Here is a 22,162-nt window from a genome sequence, read left to right as displayed (position 1 = left end):
GTACCAGGCCGGAATGCGGACACCCCGCCGCATCCGAGCATCCGGGATCGCCTTGAGGTAGCTGATCAGATCGAGATCGGTTGCGGCAGAAACGCTTTGGAGCACTGAGAGGGGGCAATTCCACCGATCTCACCCCATGCTCGCAGCCATTGCAAGAATGCCTGTGACACACTTTGAATCAGCCCTGGACGCAACCGGGCATTGTCCGCAGCCTCTATGACCCCACAGCGGGAACGGGAGGAATGCTGAGCGTGGCCGAGGAGCACCTGGTGAGCCATAATCCCTCAGCCCGGCTGGTGCTGAGCGGCCAGGAGTTGAACGCCGAGAGCTACGCCATTTGCAAGGCGGACATGCTGATTAAGGGGCAGAACATCCACAGCATCTGCTACGGCAACACCTTGTCGGACGACCAGCTGCCGGAGGAGAAGTACGACTACATGCTCTCCAACCCGCCGTTTGGCGTGGAGTGGAAGAAGATTCAGAAGGAGGTGCAGCGGGAAGCTGAGCTGATGGGCTACAGCGGCCGCTTTGGCCCTGGCTTGCCCCGAGTTAGTGATGGCTCCCTGCTCTTCCTTCTACACCTCATCAGCAAAATGAGGCCTGCCCAGGACGGCGGTTGCCGCTTCGGCATCGTCCTCAATGGCTCACCCCTGTTCACGGGAGGAGCGGGCTCAGGCGAGAGCGAGATCCGCCGCTATGTGCTGGAGAACGACCTGGTGGAGGCGATTATCGCCCTGCCGACAGACATGTTCTACAACACCGGAATCAGCACCTACATCTGGATTCTCAGCAACCGCAAGCCTGCCGAGCGAAAGGGCAAGGTTCAGCTGATTGATAGCAGCAGCTTCTGGCAGAAGATGCGCAAGAGCCTGGGCAGCAAGCGGAAGGAGCTAAGCACCGAGCACATTGAGGAGATCACGAAACTGTTCGGGGCGTTTGAAGAGGCCGAGAAGGATGGCAAGCCCATCAGCAAGATCTTCCGCAACGAAGACTTCGGCTACCGCACCATCACGGTGGAGAGGCCACAGCGGGACGACGCAGGGAATGTTGTCCTGGGACAGCGAGGCAAGGCAAAAGGAAAGCCCCAGGCCGACAGCAGCTTGAGGGATACGGAAAACGTGCCTCTCTCGGAAGATGTGGAGAGCTACTTCGAGCGCGAGGTGTTGCCGCATGTGGCGGATGCCTGGATTGACCACGACAAGACCAAGACTGGCTACGAGATTCCGTTTAACCGGCACTTCTATGTATTCACGCCGCCGAGGCCACTGGAGGAGATTGACGCCGAGCTCAAGCAGGTGACGGACCGGATCCTGGAGATGATCGGAGGGCTGAGTGGCTGAGCTACGCAGCAATGAGAAACGAATCATCATCATCGCTGGCCCCAATGGCGCCGGCAAAACCACGTTTGCCCGCGAGTACCTGCCTGTTGAAGTAGGCATAACCACCTTTATCAATGCCGATCTGATTGCGGCCGGCCTGTCGCCCTTTGCGCCGGAACTGGCCGCTCGGCGGGCGGGGCGGTTGATGCTGGAGGAGATTGATCGCTGCGTGGGCGACGGAATCAGCTTCGCCTTTGAAACCACACTAGCGGGCAAAGGCTATGCCCATCGGATTGGCTATTGGCAGACCCTGGGATATTCGGTGAAGCTTGTCTTTCTGCAACTGCAATCTGTGGATCAAGCGATGGCGAGAGTTCAACTACGTGTCCGACAGGGTGGACATGCGATCCCGCCGGATGTGATCGCCCGGCGCTTCAAGGCTGGCCTCAGCAACTTTGAGAGCCTGTACCGGCCGTTGGTCAACGAGTGGCAGAGAATCGATAATGGTGGCTCAACCCCACGGCTGCTGAGCGAAGGAGGCCAAGCGTGACGGCAGGATTCACCACGGAGCGCCAGGATCCTGATCTGCAGCGGGTCTCCGCTGCCCTGCTCCGCGCCGGCCAGCAGGCCAGACAGCTGGCGCGGCAGACCGATACAGGCATTGCTGTTCAGATCGATGGCGAACTGCGCATCCTGCAAGGCGCAGAGCTGGACAGGGCCATGGAGACCAGCGATGAGGACTGAGGCACTGGAGCTGGATACCGCTCCCGCACCCGCCGCCTGGATCCATCACGACAAGACCAAGGTGGGCCACGAGATCCCCTTCAACCGGCACTTCTATGTGTTCACGACGCCGAGGCCACTGGAGGAGATCGACGCTGAACTCAAACAGGTGACGGACCGGATCCTGGAGATGATTGGGGGGCTGTCGGCGTGAGCGACACGAAGGAACCAGCCCCAGGCTCGGATCTGATTCTGTATCAGACAGAAGATGGCAAGACCCGCATTCAATGCCGGCTTGAAGACGAGAGTATCTGGCTGACGCAGGCACAAATTGCGGAACTTTATCAAAAAGATGTCAAGACGATTAATGAGCATCTTCTGAACATCTATGAAGACAAAGAGATCGAAGAGGATTCAACCATCCGGAAATTCCGGATAGTTCGACTCGAGGGCAAACGCGAGGTATCCAGAGAGATCAGCCACTACAGCCTCCAGGCAATTCTGGCTGTGGGCTTCCGCGTGCGCAGTAAGCGCGGCACGCAGTTTCGCCAGTGGGCGAACGAGCGCCTGAGCGACTACCTGGTGAAGGGCTTCGCCATGGATGATCAGCGACTGAAGGAGCCGGTGACATCTGGTCTCCCTGATTACTTTGATGAGCTGCTGGAGCGGATCCGCGACATCCGCGCCAGCGAGCAACGCTTGTATTTGCGCGTTAAAGACATTCTGGCCCTTGCTGCCGACTACCAGCCTTCTGATGCCCAGACCCAAACGATGTTCCAGACAGTGCAAAACAAGCTGCACTACGCCGTCACAGGCCTCACAGCCCCTGAAATCATTGCCCAACGGGTTGATCCGAAGCTCCCCAACATGGGGCTGACCAGCTGGAAGGGGACGCGAGTGCTCAAAGGCGATGTCAAGGTAGCCAAGAACTACCTGAAGGAGGATGAGATCAAGGAGCTGAATCGGATTGTCGGAATGTTTCTCGACTATGCCGAGGACCAGGCCCAACGCCGCAAACAGGTATTCCTCAAGGATTGGCCAGAACGGCTGGATGCGTTTCTGTCCTTCAACGATCGCAACGTGCTGCCAGGGTTGGGCAGCATCTCCCGCGATGCTGCTGAGCAGCGTGCATTCGCTGCCTATGAGCAGTTCAGTGCGCGCCGCCGGCTCACCGCTGAAGAACAAGGCGCCATCGACTCCATGATTGCTTTAGAGGATGCTGCACAGATTGCAGAGCAGCGCCGCGGTGATCGGGAGGTGCAGCGATGAGCTTTCCCCGTTACCCGGCCTACAAGGACAGCGGCGTGGAGTGGCTGGGGGAGGTGCCGGAGCATTGGGAGGTCAAGAAGCTAAAGAATATTGCCTCCTTTACTGGAGGAGGCACGCCAAGCCGAGAAAACCTTGACTTCTGGGGTGGTCCAATTCCATGGGTTTCGCCCAAGGATATGAAGGCCGAAAAGATCACCCAGGCCGAAGAAGGAATTACGCAAGAAGGCCTTGATGGGAGCACTTCAGCTCTGATCGAGCCTGGACACGTCCTGCTTGTCGTCAGGTCCGGGATCCTGAGGCACACTATCCCGGTGGCAGTCAATGCTGTTGAGGTGGCGCTCAATCAGGATATGAAAGCAATCCGGCTAAACGACGAGATTTGCTCAAGCTCATTCCTTCTTAGATGGATCCAGGGCTTTAACGATCAGCTCCTCCTTGCATGGGGAAAACAGGGAGCGACTGTCGAAAGCATTGAGCAGGACTATCTATCCAGGTCATTTGTGCCTCTGCCACCCCTGACTGAGCAGCACGCGATGACCAACTTCCTTGACCGCGAAACCGCCAAGATCGACGCCCTGATCGCCGAGCAGCAGCGCCTGATTGAGCTGCTGCAGGAAAAGCGCCAGGCCGTTATCTCCCATGCCGCCACCAAGGGGCTGAATCCAGACGCACCGATGAAGGATTCGGGGGTGGAGTGGCTGGGAGAGGTGCCCGAGCATTGGGAGGTTCAAAAGGTTAAACACCTTTGCAGGCATATTGAACAAGGCTGGAGTCCTCAATGTGAAAACGAGGCGTCCGAAGGCGATGCACCTGGAGTCCTTAAGGTTGGATGCGTGAATGGGGGTATTTTTCGGCCAGGCGAGAACAAAAGACTGCCCCCAGATCTCAGCCCAATTCGTGAGTACAGCGTAAGAACGGGTGACCTCCTTATTTCGCGGGCAAACACAAAGGAGCTAGTAGGAAGCGCAGCAGTAGTCGGCGAGGACTATCCATGGCTATTTATCTGTGATAAGCTTTACAGGATTACCGTCGACCGATCCTTCGCTTCTACCTATTTTTTGGCGCTCTATCTAGGGTCAAGCGCGGTCAGAAGCCAGGTTGAGCTTGGTGCATCCGGAGCGAGTCAGTCGATGCAGAATATTTCTCAGTCTGTTCTCATGGATCTACCCATAGCACTGCCGAATTTGGACGAACAAGAGGCAATTCAAAATGCCATCGCAAACGAGTGTTGCTTGATTGATGAATTAGTAGCCGAGGGGAGCAGAGGCATACAGCTCCTCCAAGAACGTCGCTCCGCCCTGATTTCCGCCGCCGTCACCGGCCAGATCGATGTGCGGGGCTTGGTGCCTGAGGCCAGCGCCGTCTGAGCAGCACCCAAGACGATTCAGATTGCCCTGCATGGCGGTGAGCCCCATGGCATCCGCATCGCCGTAGGTTGCTTATTTCACCATCCCTCATGGTGACTCTGAACAGCCTTTTCAGCGATCATCCATGCGGCCGTGCCAGTAGCATAGGCGGCGCGCGTGATGGGCAAGGGCACGAGCCGTTGCTTCTTGAACTGCAGCAAGAAAGCGTCCACTAAGTCCCGGCTCCTTGTCTTCGTAATAAGAAATTTCGGCAAGCAACTCGCTTTTTGTCGGGTCAACAAAGCGTGCGTGCTTCACCGCAGTGTTTGGCGGGCTTCGGCAAAAACCTCATCCGCAGAGGACGAAGATAGTTCGCCTCGCTCAAATGCACTGACGCGCTTTTCAATCTCTTCGGCCCAGGCGGCTTCAATGCCTGCGATCGATGGCTGGAGTGATTCCAGCATGCTCTCAGCAAGCCTGGCGCGATCTTCGGCGCTGAGGGCACTTGCTTGCTCTTCAATACTCTTCAGTAGGGCTGACATTGCACGACTCCCAATGTGCCACCTTCTCAGATCACTCCATTTCAGCGGCTGAGAGGTGTCTTGGATCCAGGCCCTGAACCGGGCACGTTCTGCGGGATCCAGCTGCTCCACGGCAGCCTCGATGGCTTGAACAGTGGTCATGGAGTGACGCTAGTCGCCCTCAACAGACCGCCCACACCTCAAAGGCTGACGACAAGGAATCCGCCATTACGCTGCTAGCAATGAGCAAGCAGGAGATGCCTGTGACGCGCACGCTCTACATCCGCCACGTGCCCGACGACGTGGCCGAACGGCTGGAACAACTGGCCAGCCGTGCCGGCGTGCCGCTGAGCACCTTCGCGTTGCAGGAACTGAGCGAAACCGCTCGGCGGGCCGACAATGCCGAGCTGCTTCAGGCGTTGCCCTCGGCGGACCTCGAGACCAGTGAGATTCTCGAGGCCCTGCACCAGGTACGCGCTGCTCGGTTGAGCTGACCGCGAGACCACCCCAAACCAGGGGATAGACTACTCGTATATCCAGTGAGGGTGGCCATGGTTGCGATCACCAAGTTGTTCCTCAGCAATCGCAGCCAGGCGGTTCGCATCCCGGCCGACCTGCGTCTGCCCGAATCCGTGAAGGAGGTGGAGGTGCGTGCATGCGGTCAGGAGCGGATTATTGCCCCGGCGGGCCGCAGCTGGGACAGTTTTTTTCTGGATGGCTCGAGCGTGAGTGACGATTTCCTCCCAGAGCGTGCCTCGCAGGAGCAGGCCGATCGCGACACCTTCTGAGCCAGGCCATGCTCCGTTATCTCTTGGATACAAACATCTGCATCTACGTGATCAAGCGGCGACCGGCCCAGATGCTGGAACGCTTCAATCGGCACTCCGGGCACATGGCGATCTCAGCCATCACGCTGTCTGAGCTCCTCCATGGCGTTGAGAAAAGCGCAGCACCAGATCGCAATCTTACCGTTGTCGAGAACTTCTGCGGCCGTCTAGAGGTGCTGCCCTACGGCGGCAAAGCCTGCCTCCACTACGGCCAGATCCGTGCCGGTCTGGAGCGCCAGGGTCTGCCGATCGGCGTGACCGATCTGCACATTGCCGCCCATGCCCGCAGCGAGGGCCTAACTCTGGTGAGCAACAACCTGCGTGAGTTCCAACGGGTTGACGGCCTGTTGCTGGACAACTGGGCCTGAAGACTTGGGCGGCCTGAGCTATGCAATCTCTGCATCAATACCCAGGCCTGAAGCGGCGCCTGCGATTAACTTGCCTGAATCGACCGGTGTTGACGCCGCCGCCCAGCCCATGAGCGTCCACCTCGAAAACGCCTTCGAAACAGAGGTCTGTGATCACCTCGGCTGCCACGGCTGGCTCTACGAAGACAAGACGGCAAACCACTACGACCGCAAGCTGGCCCTCTACCCGCCAGACCTCATCGGCTGGCTTGAGGAGTCGCAGCAGGACGCCTGGGAGACCTACAAACAAAAGAACGGCAGCAAAGCGGAAGCCAACCTGCTGCAACGCATCCGCAAGCAGCTCGACCAGCAAGGCACCCTCGACCTCCTGCGCAACGGCATTGAGGTGATGGGTCTACCCAAGGCCCTCAAGCTGGCGGAGTTCAAACCCGCCTTGGGGCTGAACCCAGACATCCTGGCCCGCTACAACGCCAACCGCCTGCGGGTTGTGCGCCAGGTGCGCTACTCCCTGCACAACGAGAACTGCATCGACCTCGTTCTCTTCCTCAATGGCATCCCGGTGGCCACCGTTGAGCTAAAAACCGACAACACCCAGACCATTGAGGACGCGGTGTGGCAGTACAAGAGCGACCGCCTGCCCAAGCTTGCCGGCAAAACCCCTGAACCCCTGCTGAGCTTCCCCAGCGGTGCCCTGGTGCACTTCGCCGTGAGCAACCGCGAGGTGCGCATGACAACCAAGCTGGCAGGCCCTGCGACGGTGTTCCTGCCCTTCAACAAAGGCAGTGACCCCGGCGGCAAGACCTGTGGTGCCGGCAATCCTATGCCCGACGGGCCTGGCTACCCCACGGACTACCTGTGGCAGGAGGTGTGGGAGCGGGAGAGCTGGCTGGAGATCCTTGGCCGCTACTGCATTGCCGAGCGGAACAAGAAGAAGCAAATCTCCCGAGTGCTCTTCCCCCGCTACCACCAGCTGGTGGTGACCCGGAAGCTCCAGGAGGCTGTGAGAACTGAGGGACCGGGGCAGAAATACCTGATTCAGCACTCGGCCGGCTCGGGCAAAACGAACTCCATCGCCTGGACCGCCCACTTCTTTTCCGAACTCCACGACGCTGAGAACAAGAAGGTGTTCGACTCGGTGCTGGTGGTGAGCGATCGCAACGTGATCGACACCCAGCTGCAGGAAGCCCTGGAGGCGTTCGAGCGCAAGAAGGGCGTCGTCGCTTCGATCACCAGCGAGGACGGCAGCAAGAGCGGCAAGCTCGCCCAGGCCCTGGGCGGCGACAAGAAGGTGGTGGTTTGCACGATTCAGACCTTCCCCTTTGCCCTGGAGGCCGTGCGCGAGCTCACGGCCACAGAGGGCAAGCGGTTTGCCGTGATCGCCGACGAGGCCCACAGCTCCCAGACCGGCCAGGCCGCCGAGAAGCTGAAGAAGGTGCTCAGTGCTTCAGACGCAGCGGACCTGGCCGATGGGGGTGAGGTTGCTATGGAGGAGGTTCTGGCGGCCCAGATGGCCGACCGGGTAAGGGAGAACGGCATCACCTACGTGGCCTTCACCGCCACGCCCAAAGCCAAAACCCTGGAGCTATTCGGCCGGCGACCCAATCCCAACGAGCCAGCTAGCGAAGGCAACCTGCCGGAACCGTTCCACGTGTACTCCATGCGGCAGGCCATCGAGGAGGGCTTCATCCTCGATGTGCTGCAGAACTACACCGCCTATTCCATGGCCTTCCGCCTGGCCCAGGACGGCCAGAGCTTCAGCGATGAGGAGGTGGAGCGCAGCGCCGCCAAGAAGAAGCTGATGGGCTGGGTGAAGCTCCACCCCCACAACATCGCCCAGAAGGTGCACATCATCGTGGAGCACTTCCGGCAGTTCGTTTGGCCGCTGCTGGACGGCAAAGCCAAAGCCATGGTGGTGGTGGGCTCCCGCAAGGAAGCCGTGCGCTGGAAGCTGGCCATCGACAACTACATCCGCGACAAGGGCTACCCCCTGGGCACGCTCGTGGCCTTCAGCGGTGAGGTGAACGATGCCGAATCAGGCCCCGAACCCTTCACCGAACGCAGCAGCACCCTCAACCCCGGCCTCAAGGGCGACATCCGCGAGGCCTTCAAGGGCGACGAGTTCCAGATCCTGCTGGTGGCCAACAAGTTCCAGACCGGCTTCGATCAGCCCCTGCTCTGCGGCATGTACGTGGACCGCCGCCTCTCCGGCATCCAGGCCGTGCAGACCCTCTCCCGCCTCAACCGCTGCCACCCCGGCAAAACCACCACCTACGTGGTGGACTTCGCCAATGAGCCCGATGACATCCTGGCGTCGTTCAAGGCCTACTACGAAACCGCCGAGCTGGCCGAGGCCACCGATCCCAACCTGATCCTTCAGCTCAAGGCCAAGCTCGATACCCAGGGCCACTACGACGAGTTCGAGATCGAGCGGGTGGTGAAGGTGCTGCTCGATCCCAACGCCAAGCAGAGCCAACTGATCGGAGCCCTTGAGCCGATCGCCCAGCGGCTCATGCACGCCTACAAGGAGGCTCGCCTGGCCATGCGCCATGCCGAGGACAGCAACGACCCCGATGGCATCAAGGCCGCCAAGGACGAGCTGGATGCCCTCACCCTGTTCCGAAGCGACCTGGGCACCTACGTGCGCTTCTACACCTTCCTGTGCCAGATCTTTGACTACGGCAACACAGCCCTGGAGAAGCGGGCGATGGTCTTCAAGCGGCTACTGCCGCTGCTGGAGTTCGAGCGGGAGGTGGCCACCGTGGACCTCAGCAAGGTGGTGCTCACCCACCACACGCTGAGACACAAGGGGCAGACAAAGCTGAACCTCAGCCAAGGCGAATCGGTGCAGCTGGCCGGGCTGGCCCCCGGTGGCGGAACCGTGCAGGACAAGGACAAGGCCCTGCTCTCCGAGATCATCGCCAAGCTCAACGATCTGTTCATCGGCGACCTCACGGAAGAGGACAAGGTGACCTATGTGCGGGCGGTGATCCGCGGCAAGTTGCTCGAATCCACCACCCTGCAGCAACAGGCCTCAGCCAACAGCAAAGAACAATTCGGCTCGTCTCCGGACCTGGGCACGGCCCTGATGGACGCCATCATCAGCGCCCTGGATGCCCATCAATCCATGAGCAGCCAGGCGCTGGGCTCTGAGTCCATTCGCGCTGGCATGAAGGAGATCCTCCTCAACCAAACCGGCCTCTACGAAGAGCTGCGGGAACGCGCGGCTGTGTCCGCCTAGCCATGCCCACCGATCCCAGCACCGCCTGATTCTCCCCCGCCGCAGCCGCTGAAACACCGGTGGCATTGGCTTCCTTGAGCGCTGTGGCCAGCCCGGCGCTTGCGGTCCTGCGCTTGCCCCTCCGTGGCTGTTTCATCTCCTGCCCGCTCCAGCCGATCCGCTGGTGCGGCTACGGCCAAAGTCTCCAGCGAGGACAAGCTGGTGGCCTCGCTGATCACCCTGCTGGAGGCCGGCACCAGCCCCTGGCGGCGGGAGTGGGATGCCGCCGCCGGCGGACACCACGTGAATCTGCTCTCGGGACGCCGCTACCGCGGGGCCAATCCAGCACTGCTCACCCTGGGCCTGCACCTGCGGGGATCGGCCCTGCCCTACTGGTGCGGCTTTGCCGAGGCCAAGGCGTTGGGGATCGTTCCCCGCAAGGGCAGCAAGGCGGTGCATGTGCTGCGGCCCCAGGTGCATCAGCGGGGCGAAAGCAAGCTGGCGGAGCCGGGTTCAGCGGCTGAAGCGGAGCGCAGCTGGGTGAGCTACCGGCCGGTGCCGCTCTTCAATGCCGGCGATCTAGTGGGTGAGCCCCTCGAGGCGCTGATCCGCAAGCGCCGGCTGGCCGAGGGCGCCATGCAGCGGCCTGAACCCGAGCGGCTTGCAGCAGCGGAAGCGGTGCTCAGCCGCTGGCCCGTGCCGGCGGCCTTCGCAGGGGATCGGGCCTGTTACCTGCCAGGGCCAGACCGCATCCAGCTGCCCGATCGCTCCGCCTTCCATTCCGCCGGGGCCCTCTATGCCACCTGGGCCCATGAGGCCATCCACTCCACGGGCCACAGCTCCCGACTGGCCCGTGATCTCTCCGGTGGCATGGGTGCTGATCGCGAGGGCGGCCGCGCCTATGCCCGCGAAGAACTGGTGGCCGAGCTGGGCGCAGTGCTGCTCGGCGATCGCCTGGAGATCGGCAGTGCCATGGCCAATCACGCTGCCTATCTGGGCCACTGGGTGGAGCTGCTCAAGGAGTCGCCGCGGGTGCTGCTGCAGGTGCTCAGCGATGCCCGCAAAGCCGCCGAGCTGATCTGCCCCGAGGCACCAGAAGTGAGTGGCCGTTGAGGCGGCTGATCCAGATCCAAAAAAGCCGCCAGGATGGCGCGATCCTCCTCACAGTCGTAGGCGCCGCATCGGCCGGGTGCAGGGGAAGCCCACTCCTGGAAGAAGGCGATCAGAGCACAACTGGGGCCTCTACCTTTTGGTAGTTGCTGCCGCTCCGCTGCCCAACCATGATTGCAGCGTCTGGTTTCCAGCGGACATGCTTCCTTGGTTGTTGGCCGCCTTGACCCTGGCGGCGGCCGCGTTGACCGCTCCGGCTCTGGGCAGTCATCTCTACGACGTCTTTGATGACCGCCCCAACCCGGCCTGGGATCGCTGGATCACTCCGTTTGAAACAACCCTGCTGCGCTGGATCGGGGAGACCGGACGCAGTGCCGAATCCGTTGCCTCCTATCTGCAGCCGCTCCTGCTCAGCAATCTCCTCTGCGGGGCGGTGGCACTGGCGCTGCTTCTGGCGCAGCCCGGTTGGCTCAACACGCGGGGCTTCACAGGGCTGCGCTGGGATCTGGCCCTCCACACCACCATCTCCTTTCTCACCAACACCGATCAGCAGCACCTGATCCCCGAGCAGAGCCTCGGGAACCTGGCGCAGCTGGGAGCCATGCAGTTTCTGATGTTTGTCTCGGCGGCGAGTGGGCTTGCCGTGGGCTTCGCCGTGATTCGTGGCTTCAGCGGCCGGCCGATCGGCAACTTCTACCGCGATCTGCTGCGCTCGCTCACCCGGGTGTTGATTCCAGCCTCGGTGTTGCTGGCGCTGTTCTTCCTGGTGAGCGGTGTGCCGATGACCCTGGCGCCGCCCCTGCAGATCACCACCCTGGAGGGGGCCAGCCAATGGCTACCGCGGGGGCCGATCGCCCTGTTCGAGGCGATTAAGCAGCTCGGTGAGAACGGCGGCGGCTTCCTCAGCGCCAACTCCGCCCACCCCTACGAGAACCCCACCCTGCTCACCAACCTGGTGAGCACCTGGGCGATGTTGATCATCCCGGCGGCCACGCTTGATGCCTTCGGGCGGTTTATCGGCAACAGGCGTCAGAGCAATCAGCTCCTGGCGCTGGTGTTCGGGTTGTTATTGCTCGGCGTGACGGTGGCGATGGCCGCTGAGCAGGCCGGCAATCCACTGCTCACCAGCTGGGTCAGCGGCGGAAATTTGCAGGGCAAAGAGCTGCGTTTCGGGCCGGCGCTCACGGGGTTCTGGTCCGTGGTGACCACCGGCACCATGACCGGCGCGGTGAACGGCTCGATCGATGCGGCGATGCCTCTCACCATCCTCACTGCCCTGTTCAACCTGTTTCTGCAGGTGGTGTTCGGCGGCCAGGGCACCGGCGCGGCCTACTTGCTGGTGTTTGCCCTGCTGGCGGTGTTCCTCACCGGGCTGATGGTGGGGCGCACACCGGAATTCCTCGGCCGCAAGGTGGAGAAGGCCCAGGTGGTGTGGGCCAGCCTGATCTTGTTGATCCACCCCCTGTTCGTCCTGATTCCCGCCGCCCTCACCCTGGCGGCTGGCGCCGGGGTGAACGGCATCACAAACCCTGGCTCCCATGGCATCAGCCAGGTGGTGTACGAGTACGCCTCGGCAGCCGCCAACAACGGCAGCGGCCTGGAGGGCCTGATCGATGGCACCCGCTGGTGGAACCTCACCACCAGCCTCAGCCTGCTTGGCGGCCGCTATCTGCCGATCGCCGCGCTGCTGGCCCTGGCCGAGGGCTTCCGCCGCAAACCGGCCCTTGAACCCAGTCCCGGGACCCTGCGCACCGACACCGCCCTGTTCACCGGCGTCACGGCCGTGGTGTTGGTGATCCTCGGGGCCCTCACCTTCTTCCCGGTGCTGGCCCTCGGGCCGATCGCGGAAGCACTCACCCTGGCGTCCTGAGATGACCACCACAACCCGTGTGATGTTCCCCCGCATGCCGCGGGGGCCCCGCCAGGAGCGCCGCTATCTCGAACGCCCACGCCAGCAGGGGCTGGTGCAGCGGGCGGTGGTGGAGTCGTTTCGCAAGCTCGACCCACGCCAGGCGGTGGCCAATCCGGTGATGTTCGTGGTGTGGTGCGGCACGGCTCTGTGCCTGCTGCTCACCGTTGAACCCAGGCTGCTCGATGCACAGGCCGGAGCACCGGAGCGCGGCTTCAACGCCCTGATCAGCCTCACGCTCCTGGCCACGCTGCTGTTCGCCAACTTCGCCGAGGCGCTGGCGGAAGGCCGAGGCAAAGCCCAGGCGGATGCCCTGCGCCGCACCCAGGCCCGCACCCAGGCCCGGCGTCAAGGCGCCGATGGCTCCATCGAGCTGGTGGATTCCTCCGATCTGCGCCGCGGAGACCTGGTGTTGATCCAGGCCGGGGATGTGATCCCCGCCGACGGGGAAGTGATCGCCGGCGTGGCCTCTGTGGATGAATCGGCCATCACCGGCGAATCAGCCCCCGTGCTCAAGGAAGCCGGCTCTGATGTGGCCGGGTCGGTCACCGGCGGCACGCGCATCCTGTCCGATCAGCTCACGCTGCGGATCACCGCTGATCCAGGCAAGGGATTCATCGACCGGATGATCGCGCTGGTGGAAGGTGCGGAACGCAGCAAAACACCAAATGAGATCGCCCTCACCGTGCTGCTGGCGGTGCTCACCCAGGTGTTTCTGATTGCGGTGGCCACCCTGCCGCCCGTGGCGGGTTTCCTCCAGGACGCCCCATCGGTGGTGACACTGGTGGCGTTGCTGGTGGCTCTGATCCCCACCACGATCGGCGGCCTGCTCAGTGCGATCGGCATCGCCGGGATGGACCGGGTGGCCCAGTTCAACGTGATCGCCACCTCGGGCCGGGCCGTGGAAGCCTGCGGCGATGTGAACACCCTGGTGCTCGACAAGACCGGCACGATCACCCTGGGCAATCGGCTGGCGGAGGAGTTTCTGCCCGTCGGTGGTCACAGCGTGGCGGAGCTGGCCGAGGTGGCTCTGGGTGCCAGTTGCTTTGATCAGACGCCGGAAGGGCGCTCGATCGTGCGGCTGGCCGAGAAGCTCGGGGCTGTGCTGCCTTTTGCGGCCGAGTCCGCCAGCGGGATCGACTTTTCAGCCCGCACCCGCATGAGCGGATCTGACATCCCCGATGGCAGCGAGTTCCGCAAGGGAGCCGTTGATGCCATCAAGGGGTTCGTGCGCTCCCGCGGTGGGGAGGTGCCCGAGGCCCTCGACCAGTGCTTTGAGCGGGTGTCACGGCTGGGGGGCACCCCCTTGGCTGTCTGCCGCGGCGCCGACGTGTTCGGGGTGATCTACCTCAAGGACATCATCAAGCCCGGCATTCGCGAGCGCTTCGAGCAGTTGCGGCGCATGGGCATTCGCACGGTGATGCTCACCGGCGACAACCCGATCACCGCTGGTGTGATTGCCCGGGAAGCCGGCGTAGACGACTTCATCGCCGAGGCCACACCGGAAGACAAGATCGCGGTGATTCAGCAGGAGCAGAAGCTCGGCAAGTTGGTGGCGATGACCGGCGATGGCTCGAACGACGCCCCTGCTCTAGCCCAGGCCAATGTGGGTGTTGCCATGAATTCCGGCACGCAGGCCGCCAAAGAGGCGGCCAACATGGTTGATCTCGATAGCGATCCCACCAAGCTGATCGACATCGTGACGATCGGCAAACAACTGCTGATCACGAGAGGCGCGCTCACCACCTTCTCGATCGCCAACGACATCGCCAAATACTTCGCGATCCTGCCCGCGCTGTTTGCTGGTGTGGGGTTGGAAGCGCTGAATGTGATGAAGTTGGCGTCACCGCAATCAGCCATTCTCTCGGCGATGGTGTTCAACGCCCTGATCATCCCGGCGTTGGTGCCCCTGGCCTTGAAGGGTGTCAAATTCCGGCCGCTGAGCGCCGAGCAACTGTTGCGCCGCAATCTCCTGGTGTACGGCGCCGGCGGCGTTGTGGCGCCATTCCTGGGGATCAAGCTGATCGACCTGGCGATCGGTGCGCTCCGTTTGATCTGAGGACCTGAGATGACACGTTTTCTGCACATCCGCTTCTGGTTGCCGCTTCTTCTGGTCGCCGGCACCCTTCTGCTCACCCCGCTGTTTCGCAGTAGCCAGCCCCCCTTGCAGAGCCACACCCTGGCCCTGCTCCTATGCGGCACCGTTGCCCTATCGGGCTACCTGTTCGCCGTGATCGCCCAACCGGAGAAGTTCTGATGTCATTCACGGCCCAAGTGCTGCGGGGCGTGCGCGTCACGCTCATCCTCTGGCTGCTCACCGTGGTGGTGATCACCCTGCCGATGCTCGGTCTGGCGAGGTTGGTGGCCCCCGGTTCTGCCGATGGCAGCCTGCTGCGGCGCGGCGAGCAGGTGGTGGGTGCCCGCCTGATCGGCCAGAGCTTCCGCTCCCCCCGTTACCTGCAGGGCCGGCAGGCCGGTGCTCCAAACCTTGCCGCCAGCAACCCTGAGCTGGCTGTCCGAGTCGCTGATGTCGCCAGTGGGTGGGAGCTGGCCGGCGTGAGCCAACCGGCTCCTGATCTGCTGCTCGATTCCGCCTCCGGCGTGGATCCCCACATCAGCTTGGTGGCGGCCCGCCAGCAGTTCCCGCGTCTGGCGCGCGAACGCAAGATCGCCCTGGCCGAACTGGAGGCCCTGTTGCGCCAGGCCCAGGAAGGGCCCCTGGGGCTGCAGGCGATTGAGCCGGTGGTGAATGTGCTGCGCTTCAACCTGGCGCTCGACAACCTGCGGCCGTCATGATCCGCTCCACCCACCGGCGCGGCCGCCTCAAGGTGTTCATCGGCATGGCGCCGGGTGTGGGCAAAACCTGCCGCATGCTCCAGGAGGGCAAGGAGATGCTGCGGGAGGGCACCGATGTGGTGGTGGGCCTGCTGGAAACCCATGGGCGCGTGGAAACGGCACGCCAGGCCGAGGGGCTGGAGCAGATCCCGCGCAAACGCATGCGCTACCAGGAGGTGGACCTGGAGGAGATGGATGTCTCGGCTGTCCTCGCCAGGCGCCCGCAGCTGGTGCTGGTCGATGAGCTGGCCCACACCAACGTGCCGGGCAGCGAACGGGAGAAGCGCTGGCAGGACGTGGAGATGTTGCTGCTCTCCGGGCTGGATGTGTACTCCACACTGAACATCCAGCACCTCGAAAGCCTGAACGATGTGGTGGCGGAACTCACCGGTGTGGTCGTACGCGAACGCATCCCCAACCGGATGCTTGAGAACGCCGATGAGGTGGTGCTCGTGGATGTCACACCGGAAACACTGCAGGAGCGGCTGAAGGAAGGGAAGGTGTACGCCTCGGACAAGGTGGGCCAGGCGCTGGCCAACTTCTTCCAGCGCCGCCATCTCGTGGCCTTGCGGGAACTCTCGTTGCGCGAGGTGGCCGATCGCGTTGAGAACGACATCCTTCCCTCGCTGACGCCCCTACGCGAACGGGTCATGGTCTGTCTGGCGAATTACCAGACCAGCAAACGCCTGTTGCGCCGCGCGGCCCGACTGGCTGCGGCCATGGATGCTCCACTGTTGGCCCTGACGGTGCAGGATCCCAATCGATTTCTCAGTCGCGAGGAATCGTTGCTTCAGGAAGAATGCCGCCAGCTCTGCGACGACGTGGGCGGCACCTTTCTGCGGGAGGAAAGCGCAGATATTCTCCCCACCATCGCCCGGGTGGCCGCGGAGAAACGCATCACGCAGATCGTGTTGGGTCAGACGATGCGCTCACGCCTCAAGGCCCTGTTTCGTCGACCCCTATCCGAGCGACTGCAGCACCAGCTGCGGGGACTCAGTATCGACCTGCACCTGATCTCTGAGGGCCTGCCGCTCCAAGATCCAGGGTCGAACGAACCATGACCAGGCCCGGCCTGCCCATCGGATTGGTGTGGGCAACTTGGTTGGGGATCCTGCTGCTGGAGCTTGCCACACCGACGGGCGTCGTGCTCGGCATTCTTTACGTGATCCCCTTGGTGATCGGAGCAGCGCAGCGCTCCAGCCAACAGGCCTGGCGATTTCTGATCGTCTGCTGCGTCGCAACACTGCTCAATCTGTTTGTACCTACTCCTCTGGCGCTCAACGTCAGCCTGGATCTGGCGAACCGGTTGCTGGTCTGTTTCTGCCTGACCATCACCACCCTGTTGCTCATCCGCAATCAGGCGTTGCAGCAGCAACGCATTGCCCTCGATGTGCAACTGGCTCAGGCTCAGTTGCGCGGTGACGTGATTGCCACCCTGGCCCACGACCTCGAGACGCCGATCCTCGGAACACTAGCAGCGATCACTTCCCTGGAGAGCAACCCGGCTCTTGCCGCGATTCGCACCAGTCAACAGCGCTGTCTTCGCTTGATTGATGATCTGCTGCAGGTGTTTCGTGCTGAACAGGAAGGCCTCAAACCCAATCTGGTCCACTGCAATCTGCTTTGCATTGCCCAGGACGCGCTGCAGACCGTGGAGCCGATCGCCACGCAACGGCAGATCAGCGTGGTGCTTCGTCAGGGAGGCCAGGTGGATCAGACCCTTTTGGCTGATGCCACCTTGTTGCAGCGATTGATCGAAAACCTGTTACTCAATGCCCTGCACCACAGCTGCCGTGGGCAGCGCATCTGGTTGCAACTCAGTCGCGCAGAGGAGGCGTGGCGATTGGAGATCCGCGATGAAGGGCAGGGGTTCCGCTCCGGTGAGCTACCTGGGCTATTTCAGCGGTTCTCACCCGTGAGTTCCGATCGGCCCGGCGCAGGCCTGGGCCTTTATCTCTGCCGCTTGATCGCTGAGGCTCACGACGGCACAATCAAAGCCGGCAACTGCCAAGGCGGCGGCGCCAGCGTGGTTGTGCAGCTACCGCACAGGAGGGATTGAGCGTGCGGCTGCTCTTCATTGAGGACGACCAGGCCTATCAACTAGCGATGGCCACCCATCTGCGAGCACTCCCCGATGTGGATGCAGTGGCTGTTGCCTGCGACGGCGAGCAGGGTCTGGAGATCCTCGAGAGAGAAGCGATGGATCTGGTGCTGCTCGATCTGGTGCTGCCGGGCATGGGTGGTCTTGCAACCTGCTCCGAGATCAGCGGCAGGCAATGGGCTCCCGTACTGATGCTCACCAGCCAGGACGATCCACACTGGGTGCAACGCATCTGGCAAGCCGGTGCGCTGGGGTACCTACACAAGGAACACGCTTTTGACCAGGTTGCTTTGGCGCTGGGCTCCCTCATGGCTGGTGCCAGTTGGTGGGATCAGCGCGCGACTGCCGCCCTGCGGCCACCGGCACCAGTGGATCCGTGCCGCCCTCGTGATGTGCAGGCCAAGCTCAACGGCCTCACGCCGCGTGAGCGTGAGGTGCTCGAGTGCTTGGCCGCTGGTGCGAATAACCGCCTCATTGCCTCAACGCTGGGTATAGGAGAAGGAACGGTCCGCAGCCACGTGCACGTGCTGTTGCAGAAGCTCCAGGCCGACAACCGCACTGAGGCAGCACTGCTTTGGATGGCTGCAGAGCGCGACAGGGGTTGAGGCAGGCGTTGCTGAATGAAGTCGCCAGCAGCGCCTGATCGTTCGCAGCCTGTCAAAGCGGGGAACCCTGAAGAGTTTGCTGAAACAACTACCGAAACAGGGCTTTTGCCCTGTTCGTGACCGCCATCAGCACCGCGCCCATCAGGTTGACCGGCCTCTGGCCTGGATCGGCTTGGCATAACCCTGATGACGGGCGGTGGCTTTTTGCCGGTTGACGTTCAACGAGTGCTACATGGGGTTACTCCATCGCCTAAACCATTCCAGTCCAGCTTCCAGCCTTGCGGCTTGATCTGAGTTTCCTCCACACAAATCAGCCAAATCGTCAGACGAAACATCTTTCCCTAGCCTTATCTCTTCAACAGAAATGGTAAATCCCGCATCCTTTGCAATCGCTACAGCTGCTTCTGCATTTACTGCCGCATCAAGCTTCTCCTGGAGGGTTGAATCTGCTTGAACAGCTTCCAGAAACGACTTGAACTGGCCAGCTGACATAGGCCAGACGTGCATCGACAACCACCCTGGCAACCACCGCCTGAATTCACAACCAACCGTTACCGGATCTCGCCACCAGCTAGCTCCAGACTCGCCCCATGGCAGAAGGCTGGCTGCAGGCACCTGATGAGCGTGAGGCCAGGTGCTATCACCGAGACCCCGAGTGCTGTTGGCGAATCGCGATGGTGCCCATTGACCCGGCGAGCCACCGCTCCTGAAGCGCCGGCGTCGAGCTGCGCAATCAGCTTCCAAACAGTCATCCCCTAACTGCTCCGACTTCACCCTCCGGACAGGGGCAAAGCATGGAGCAGTACCAGCTTCCATTCACCGCCTTCCAGTGCCAACACCACCGTGGTTGGGGCAGTGATGGTTTGCTGCTTGCCATCAAGGGTGTAAGTCTGCTCTAGCCAGGCCGTGATCCAGGCCGTTTCAGCCTGCTGCTGGCAATGGATATCCCCCAGTTGGGATTTCACGGTTTCCGTAGCAGCGAGGGTTTTGAGGAGGTAAGCTTCAACGTCAGCACGTCCTCTTCAGGGGTGCGATTGCTCTTTGTCTTGGGTGCAGAGTCCTTAGGTGTGAGTTCTCATCATGGTCGTCCGCCCAGTTCTGCGCCTTGGTGATCATCGCCTGCGCTTACGCAGTGCCGAGTTGGAGGCAGCTGATTTCGGCAGCGTCAAACTGATGGCCTTGGTTGATGATCTACGTGACACCATGGCGGCCTCTGCCGGTGCTGGCCTAGCGGCTCCACAGATCGGGGTCCCCCTGCGGGTGGTGCTCTACGGGATCGACGCGAATCCGCGCTACCCAGAGGCTCCGCCCATTCCGGAAACGCTGTTGGTGAATCCCGTGATCACCCCCATCGGTGAGGAGGTTGAGCTGGGCTGGGAGGGCTGTCTGAGCGTGCCTGGGCTGCGGGGTCAGGTACGGCGCTGGCAACACATCCGAATTGCCTGGCGCACGGCGACAGGCGAGCCACAGGAGCACATTGTGAGCGGCTTTCATGCGCGGGTGGTGCAGCACGAGTGCGATCACCTGGATGGTGTGCTGTTCCCCGATCGGCTAAGCGATCCGGCGGCTTTTGGCTTCATTCCAGAGCTACAGGCGGCTGGATTGATTCCTGCCGTGCCTGGATAAGGGGCCGGGCAGCATTTTCAAACAGCCCCAGACTGGCTGGAAATTGCCGCTGCTCTGGGTCCCGATCCGTTGCCCCAGGCAATCGCAGCCTGGTGGTGTACTCAAGCCTCAGACCATTCACCGGATCGTCAAAAAAGAATGACCGGTAAGGGTCGAGATCAAGCAAATCTCCCACCAGTACCTCGGCAGCAATCAGCTCCTGCCTGCGCTGCTCAAGGGCCCCCTGGGATACGCACCGCAATGCGAAGTGGAAGGTGCCCCTGGGCACCCCCAATCCACGATTGATGCCGCAGTCGTAGGCGCCAGCCACGCCAGGCACGTTCTGCCATTGCATGAAGGCCAGAGCACAATCACCACCGCAGTCAAAGAAGATATGCTCAACCGTTCCACCTTCCCGAATCAACATGCGCTCGTGGATCAACACGGGAAATCCAAGTCTTTCGGCATAAAACGTGCGCGTTGCGGCGATGTCGTGGGTGCCAAAGCTCAAGTGGTCAATCGTCATCTCGGGATAATGAATGAGGGATTCATGATCTCTTTAGATCGCGTGCTATAGAGACAGTTCTCCATGGTTCACGTTAAAGGATCCCATGATCCACGTAAACCATGGGTGATAGTGAGCGGACATTCTAGATGTGCTTGCTCACTGAGATGATCGGCCATTGGGATCATCCAGTCAGTCGCCGAGCCAGGGCGATGGGCACCAACCGGTTGCCGGTGCTGGTGGGGATGGCTACCGCCATCTGGCGCTTTCAATGGAGCAAGGCGATCCCCTGGCGCTTGTGCCTGAGGTTGCTACCAGCCTTTTTTGATCAGCGCCGTGGTTCTGGCCCTGGTGCTGTTGATGCTCAAACCGCAGCGCTGGTTACGTGACGGTGATCCCGAGAGCACCAGTCACAACCCCAGCCTGACCTGGCTAGTCCTGACCGCAGGCATAGGACTGTGGACCGGTTTGATCGTGCTCGATTCCGGTGCTTACCTTCTGATGAGCATGGTGTTGGTTTGACGGCGCCGCCACGGTGGTGTCCTTGGCGGTCTTCATCCACAGCGGCGAGGTGGCCTGGGGAGCCGCCTTGCCATTGATGCTTGGCAGTGCGCTGGGGCCCAATGCCCGTCTGTGGATCTACCGACTGTTGATTGCTGCCTTGGCCCTCGAGCTCCTAGGAATGGCATTGGGCTGGCATCAGCCTGGGATGCGCATGATGCAGGTCTGATGGCAACCCCAATGTCCTCGGATGTCGGCCTGGCTGGCCTGGCCTTTCAGTACGGCCACTGATCGCCTCCATGGCGACTCTGGCCTTGAACTGGGCTGTGGATGCGGCGCTTGCTCATGGGTAGGAGCCCCTTTCAGGGGCAGGACCTCGCCTCATCAGTACAGACCGGGTCTTTCTGTGTTGGGTCAATCGGTCCCCTCTCAACAGCGGTGTGGAAGAACGCATGACTGCGGAAGCCATCACAGGAGCATCCAGCACGACAAGACTTGTGATTAATCCGCAATCATGTCCGATCACCAGTGAATGACCAATAAGACAGCAGCAACACGACAACACCAACGGCAACGTTATGACACCCTAGTTTGTACTAGGCATTAGACTTTCATCGCGGAACAAGAATCTGCATCCTATGAGCAAGCCATCCAGAAACTCGCGGCGCCACATTTTGCAAGCCGGCCTCGCAATGGGCGGCCTGTCCTTATTCGGCGCAAGAGGACTAGCCCAAAAGCAGCAAACGGGCTCACCCGTCGCGAGCAGCTTAAAACGCTGCACGCCAAAAGGAGATCTTTTAACAGCCTTGCTGACAGGCAATCGTCACTTTGCAATCGCCTGGCAAGAAATTAGATCCATATCTGATCCTTCCGAGCGTGCCCTCAGGCTTCGCAACCATCTGAACAGCAACTGCCAGGTGGATCCCCAAGCACTAGAACAGGGGCAACAGCCTTGGGCAGCGGTTCTCACCTGTTCAGACTCAAGAATCCCGCTTGAATGGATCTTTGGGGTGGGTGACGGCGAAATCTTTGGTGTGCGCAGCGCTGGCAATACAGCATTTACAGAAGGGATAGCCTCTCTGGAATACGCAGTAGCAGAGCTACAGGTGCCCATCATCCTTGTCATGGGCCATCGTGGATGCGGTGCAGTCAAAGCAGCTTTATCAAGAAAGAAGATCTCCAGCCCTTTACTGCGCAGCCTTGTCGAACAAATCAGTTCCAACACCAAAGCCACAAACAACTTAGAAGACGCGGTCAAGGCCAATATTCAAGCAACCGTTGAACAAATCAAAAGCCGAAGCACGCTGCTGTCCGAAGCAATTCAAAGCAAGTCGGTTTCCTTGGCATCCGCCTACTTTGACATTGACCTTGGCACGGTTGAATTACTTCGTTAACACGTCG

The 22,162-nt window shown here is 61.3% G+C and carries 26 protein-coding genes and 1 pseudogene; 22 read left to right on the top strand and 5 right to left on the bottom strand.

What is annotated here, in order from left to right:
- Positions 1-173: 173 nt before the first annotated feature.
- From KBZ14_RS09685 to KBZ14_RS09660, 6 genes are read left to right on the top strand one after another with little or no spacing between them, the layout of a single operon-like run.
- On the top strand, positions 174-1,340 hold the full coding sequence (locus tag KBZ14_RS09685; protein ID WP_255118121.1) for an HsdM family class I SAM-dependent methyltransferase: 1,167 nt from the start codon (positions 174-176) through the stop codon (positions 1,338-1,340).
- A complete protein-coding gene (locus KBZ14_RS09680; protein ID WP_255118120.1) occupies positions 1,333-1,869 on the top strand; it encodes an ATPase in 537 nt (178 codons plus the stop codon). Before KBZ14_RS09685 ends, KBZ14_RS09680 begins: the two co-directional genes overlap by 8 nt.
- Positions 1,866-2,063 (top strand): hypothetical protein, encoded by a 198-nt coding sequence (locus KBZ14_RS09675; protein ID WP_255118119.1) that lies wholly within the window; start codon positions 1,866-1,868, stop codon positions 2,061-2,063. The genes KBZ14_RS09680 and KBZ14_RS09675 overlap by 4 nt, the downstream gene beginning before the upstream one ends.
- Positions 2,053-2,256: a hypothetical protein gene (locus tag KBZ14_RS09670; protein ID WP_255118118.1), complete on the top strand. Its 204-nt coding sequence runs from the start codon at positions 2,053-2,055 to the stop codon at positions 2,254-2,256. Before KBZ14_RS09675 ends, KBZ14_RS09670 begins: the two co-directional genes overlap by 11 nt.
- Positions 2,253-3,311: a virulence RhuM family protein gene (locus tag KBZ14_RS09665; protein WP_255118117.1), complete on the top strand. Its 1,059-nt coding sequence runs from the start codon at positions 2,253-2,255 to the stop codon at positions 3,309-3,311. The genes KBZ14_RS09670 and KBZ14_RS09665 overlap by 4 nt, the downstream gene beginning before the upstream one ends.
- Positions 3,308-4,678: a restriction endonuclease subunit S gene (locus tag KBZ14_RS09660; protein WP_255118116.1), complete on the top strand. Its 1,371-nt coding sequence runs from the start codon at positions 3,308-3,310 to the stop codon at positions 4,676-4,678. The genes KBZ14_RS09665 and KBZ14_RS09660 overlap by 4 nt, the downstream gene beginning before the upstream one ends.
- Positions 4,679-4,789: 111 nt before the next feature.
- Here KBZ14_RS09660 and KBZ14_RS09655 read toward each other — a convergent pair whose 3' ends face one another.
- Together KBZ14_RS09655 and KBZ14_RS09650 are read right to left on the bottom strand one after the other, a co-directional pair.
- Positions 4,790-4,975: a hypothetical protein gene (locus KBZ14_RS09655; RefSeq protein ID WP_255118115.1), complete on the bottom strand. Its 186-nt coding sequence runs from the start codon at positions 4,973-4,975 to the stop codon at positions 4,790-4,792.
- Positions 4,972-5,340, bottom strand: coding sequence for an addiction module protein (locus KBZ14_RS09650; RefSeq protein WP_255118114.1), 369 nt, complete (start codon positions 5,338-5,340; stop codon positions 4,972-4,974). The genes KBZ14_RS09655 and KBZ14_RS09650 overlap by 4 nt, the downstream gene beginning before the upstream one ends.
- Before the next feature lie 95 nt (positions 5,341-5,435).
- Between KBZ14_RS09650 and KBZ14_RS09645 the strand changes: the two genes are divergently transcribed.
- The 12 genes from KBZ14_RS09645 to KBZ14_RS09590 all read left to right on the top strand — a co-directional run bounded on the left by KBZ14_RS09645 (position 5,436) and on the right by KBZ14_RS09590 (position 18,150).
- Positions 5,436-5,672 carry a hypothetical protein gene (locus KBZ14_RS09645; RefSeq protein ID WP_255118113.1) on the top strand — a complete coding sequence of 79 codons (237 nt, stop codon included), beginning with the start codon at positions 5,436-5,438 and terminating at the stop codon, positions 5,670-5,672.
- Positions 5,673-5,729: 57 nt separating this feature from the next.
- On the top strand, positions 5,730-5,966 hold the full coding sequence (vapB, locus tag KBZ14_RS09640; RefSeq protein WP_255118112.1) for a type II toxin-antitoxin system VapB family antitoxin: 237 nt from the start codon (positions 5,730-5,732) through the stop codon (positions 5,964-5,966).
- Positions 5,967-5,974: 8 nt separating this feature from the next.
- A complete protein-coding gene (gene vapC / locus KBZ14_RS09635; RefSeq protein ID WP_255118111.1) occupies positions 5,975-6,373 on the top strand; it encodes a type II toxin-antitoxin system tRNA(fMet)-specific endonuclease VapC in 399 nt (132 codons plus the stop codon).
- 109 nt (positions 6,374-6,482) lie between these two features.
- Positions 6,483-9,611 (top strand): type I restriction endonuclease subunit R, encoded by a 3,129-nt coding sequence (locus KBZ14_RS09630; protein ID WP_255118110.1) that lies wholly within the window; start codon positions 6,483-6,485, stop codon positions 9,609-9,611.
- A 123-nt stretch (positions 9,612-9,734) separates the two neighbouring features.
- A complete protein-coding gene (locus tag KBZ14_RS09625) occupies positions 9,735-10,703 on the top strand; it encodes an ArdC family protein (RefSeq protein WP_255118109.1) in 969 nt (322 codons plus the stop codon).
- Positions 10,704-10,899: 196 nt separating this feature from the next.
- Positions 10,900-12,570: a potassium-transporting ATPase subunit KdpA gene (kdpA, locus tag KBZ14_RS09620; RefSeq protein ID WP_255118108.1), complete on the top strand. Its 1,671-nt coding sequence runs from the start codon at positions 10,900-10,902 to the stop codon at positions 12,568-12,570.
- Between the two features lies 1 nt (position 12,571).
- On the top strand, positions 12,572-14,668 hold the full coding sequence (gene kdpB / locus KBZ14_RS09615; protein WP_255118107.1) for a potassium-transporting ATPase subunit KdpB: 2,097 nt from the start codon (positions 12,572-12,574) through the stop codon (positions 14,666-14,668).
- A gap of 9 nt (positions 14,669-14,677) precedes the next feature.
- On the top strand, positions 14,678-14,866 hold the full coding sequence (locus KBZ14_RS09610) for a potassium-transporting ATPase subunit F (protein WP_255118106.1): 189 nt from the start codon (positions 14,678-14,680) through the stop codon (positions 14,864-14,866).
- The gene (locus KBZ14_RS09605; protein WP_255118105.1) at positions 14,866-15,405 is read left to right on the top strand and encodes a potassium-transporting ATPase subunit C; all 540 of its coding nucleotides are present in this window, start codon (positions 14,866-14,868) and stop codon (positions 15,403-15,405) included. Before KBZ14_RS09610 ends, KBZ14_RS09605 begins: the two co-directional genes overlap by 1 nt.
- A complete protein-coding gene (locus KBZ14_RS09600) occupies positions 15,402-16,505 on the top strand; it encodes a universal stress protein (RefSeq protein ID WP_255118104.1) in 1,104 nt (367 codons plus the stop codon). The genes KBZ14_RS09605 and KBZ14_RS09600 overlap by 4 nt, the downstream gene beginning before the upstream one ends.
- Positions 16,502-17,503 (top strand): sensor histidine kinase, encoded by a 1,002-nt coding sequence (locus tag KBZ14_RS09595; RefSeq protein ID WP_255118103.1) that lies wholly within the window; start codon positions 16,502-16,504, stop codon positions 17,501-17,503. Before KBZ14_RS09600 ends, KBZ14_RS09595 begins: the two co-directional genes overlap by 4 nt.
- A gap of 2 nt (positions 17,504-17,505) precedes the next feature.
- Positions 17,506-18,150, top strand: a complete 645-nt coding sequence (locus KBZ14_RS09590) for a response regulator (protein ID WP_255118102.1) — start codon at positions 17,506-17,508, stop codon at positions 18,148-18,150.
- Positions 18,151-18,378: 228 nt separating this feature from the next.
- Here the strand turns inward: KBZ14_RS09590 and KBZ14_RS09585 are convergent, their stop codons facing one another.
- The gene (locus tag KBZ14_RS09585) at positions 18,379-18,642 is read right to left on the bottom strand and encodes a Nif11-like leader peptide family RiPP precursor (protein WP_255118101.1); all 264 of its coding nucleotides are present in this window, start codon (positions 18,640-18,642) and stop codon (positions 18,379-18,381) included.
- Between the two features lie 278 nt (positions 18,643-18,920).
- Positions 18,921-19,160, bottom strand: a pseudogene (locus tag KBZ14_RS09580) (nuclear transport factor 2 family protein); the annotation flags it as partial.
- 70 nt (positions 19,161-19,230) lie between these two features.
- Between KBZ14_RS09580 and def the strand changes: the two are divergent.
- A complete protein-coding gene (gene def / locus KBZ14_RS09575) occupies positions 19,231-19,776 on the top strand; it encodes a peptide deformylase (RefSeq protein WP_255118100.1) in 546 nt (181 codons plus the stop codon).
- Here the strand turns inward: def and KBZ14_RS09570 are convergent.
- On the bottom strand, positions 19,727-20,281 hold the full coding sequence (locus KBZ14_RS09570; RefSeq protein ID WP_255118099.1) for a VOC family protein: 555 nt from the start codon (positions 20,279-20,281) through the stop codon (positions 19,727-19,729). The two genes, def and KBZ14_RS09570, sit on opposite strands and share 50 nt — an antisense overlap.
- 315 nt (positions 20,282-20,596) lie before the next feature.
- Here KBZ14_RS09570 and KBZ14_RS09565 point away from each other — a divergent pair, with 315 nt between their 5' ends.
- The 3 genes from KBZ14_RS09565 (at position 20,597) to KBZ14_RS09555 (ending at position 22,155) form a co-directional block, all read left to right on the top strand.
- Positions 20,597-20,782, top strand: a complete 186-nt coding sequence (locus KBZ14_RS09565; protein ID WP_255118098.1) for a hypothetical protein — start codon at positions 20,597-20,599, stop codon at positions 20,780-20,782.
- A gap of 22 nt (positions 20,783-20,804) precedes the next feature.
- Complete coding sequence (locus KBZ14_RS09560) at positions 20,805-20,990, top strand: hypothetical protein (RefSeq protein WP_255118097.1); 186 nt, start codon at positions 20,805-20,807, stop codon at positions 20,988-20,990.
- Positions 20,991-21,399: 409 nt separating this feature from the next.
- Positions 21,400-22,155, top strand: coding sequence for a carbonic anhydrase (locus KBZ14_RS09555; protein WP_255118096.1), 756 nt, complete (start codon positions 21,400-21,402; stop codon positions 22,153-22,155).
- Positions 22,156-22,162 lie beyond the last annotated feature (7 nt).

The organism is Synechococcus sp. HJ21-Hayes, from assembly GCF_024345835.1.
In the GTDB taxonomy this organism is placed as follows: Bacteria; Cyanobacteriota; Cyanobacteriia; order PCC-6307; family Cyanobiaceae; genus Vulcanococcus.
Note: the sequence above shows the minus strand (reverse complement) of the source record. Positions and strands in the feature narration are given on the sequence as shown.

Coding starts and splice junctions, on each gene's coding strand:
- KBZ14_RS09670 (WP_255118118.1), top strand. CDS start 2,053: ATGAGGACTGAGGCACTGGAGCTGGATACCGCTCCCGCACCCGCCGCC.
- KBZ14_RS09660 (WP_255118116.1), top strand. CDS start 3,308: ATGAGCTTTCCCCGTTACCCGGCCTACAAGGACAGCGGCGTGGAGTGG.
- KBZ14_RS09650 (WP_255118114.1), bottom strand. CDS start 5,340: ATGACCACTGTTCAAGCCATCGAGGCTGCCGTGGAGCAGCTGGATCCC.
- KBZ14_RS09645 (WP_255118113.1), top strand. CDS start 5,436: ATGCCTGTGACGCGCACGCTCTACATCCGCCACGTGCCCGACGACGTG.
- vapB (WP_255118112.1), top strand. CDS start 5,730: ATGGTTGCGATCACCAAGTTGTTCCTCAGCAATCGCAGCCAGGCGGTT.
- vapC (WP_255118111.1), top strand. CDS start 5,975: ATGCTCCGTTATCTCTTGGATACAAACATCTGCATCTACGTGATCAAG.
- KBZ14_RS09630 (WP_255118110.1), top strand. CDS start 6,483: ATGAGCGTCCACCTCGAAAACGCCTTCGAAACAGAGGTCTGTGATCAC.
- kdpA (WP_255118108.1), top strand. CDS start 10,900: ATGCTTCCTTGGTTGTTGGCCGCCTTGACCCTGGCGGCGGCCGCGTTG.
- kdpB (WP_255118107.1), top strand. CDS start 12,572: ATGACCACCACAACCCGTGTGATGTTCCCCCGCATGCCGCGGGGGCCC.
- KBZ14_RS09610 (WP_255118106.1), top strand. CDS start 14,678: ATGACACGTTTTCTGCACATCCGCTTCTGGTTGCCGCTTCTTCTGGTC.
- KBZ14_RS09605 (WP_255118105.1), top strand. CDS start 14,866: ATGTCATTCACGGCCCAAGTGCTGCGGGGCGTGCGCGTCACGCTCATC.
- KBZ14_RS09600 (WP_255118104.1), top strand. CDS start 15,402: ATGATCCGCTCCACCCACCGGCGCGGCCGCCTCAAGGTGTTCATCGGC.
- KBZ14_RS09595 (WP_255118103.1), top strand. CDS start 16,502: ATGACCAGGCCCGGCCTGCCCATCGGATTGGTGTGGGCAACTTGGTTG.
- KBZ14_RS09585 (WP_255118101.1), bottom strand. CDS start 18,642: ATGTCAGCTGGCCAGTTCAAGTCGTTTCTGGAAGCTGTTCAAGCAGAT.
- def (WP_255118100.1), top strand. CDS start 19,231: ATGGTCGTCCGCCCAGTTCTGCGCCTTGGTGATCATCGCCTGCGCTTA.
- KBZ14_RS09570 (WP_255118099.1), bottom strand. CDS start 20,281: ATGACGATTGACCACTTGAGCTTTGGCACCCACGACATCGCCGCAACG.
- KBZ14_RS09555 (WP_255118096.1), top strand. CDS start 21,400: ATGAGCAAGCCATCCAGAAACTCGCGGCGCCACATTTTGCAAGCCGGC.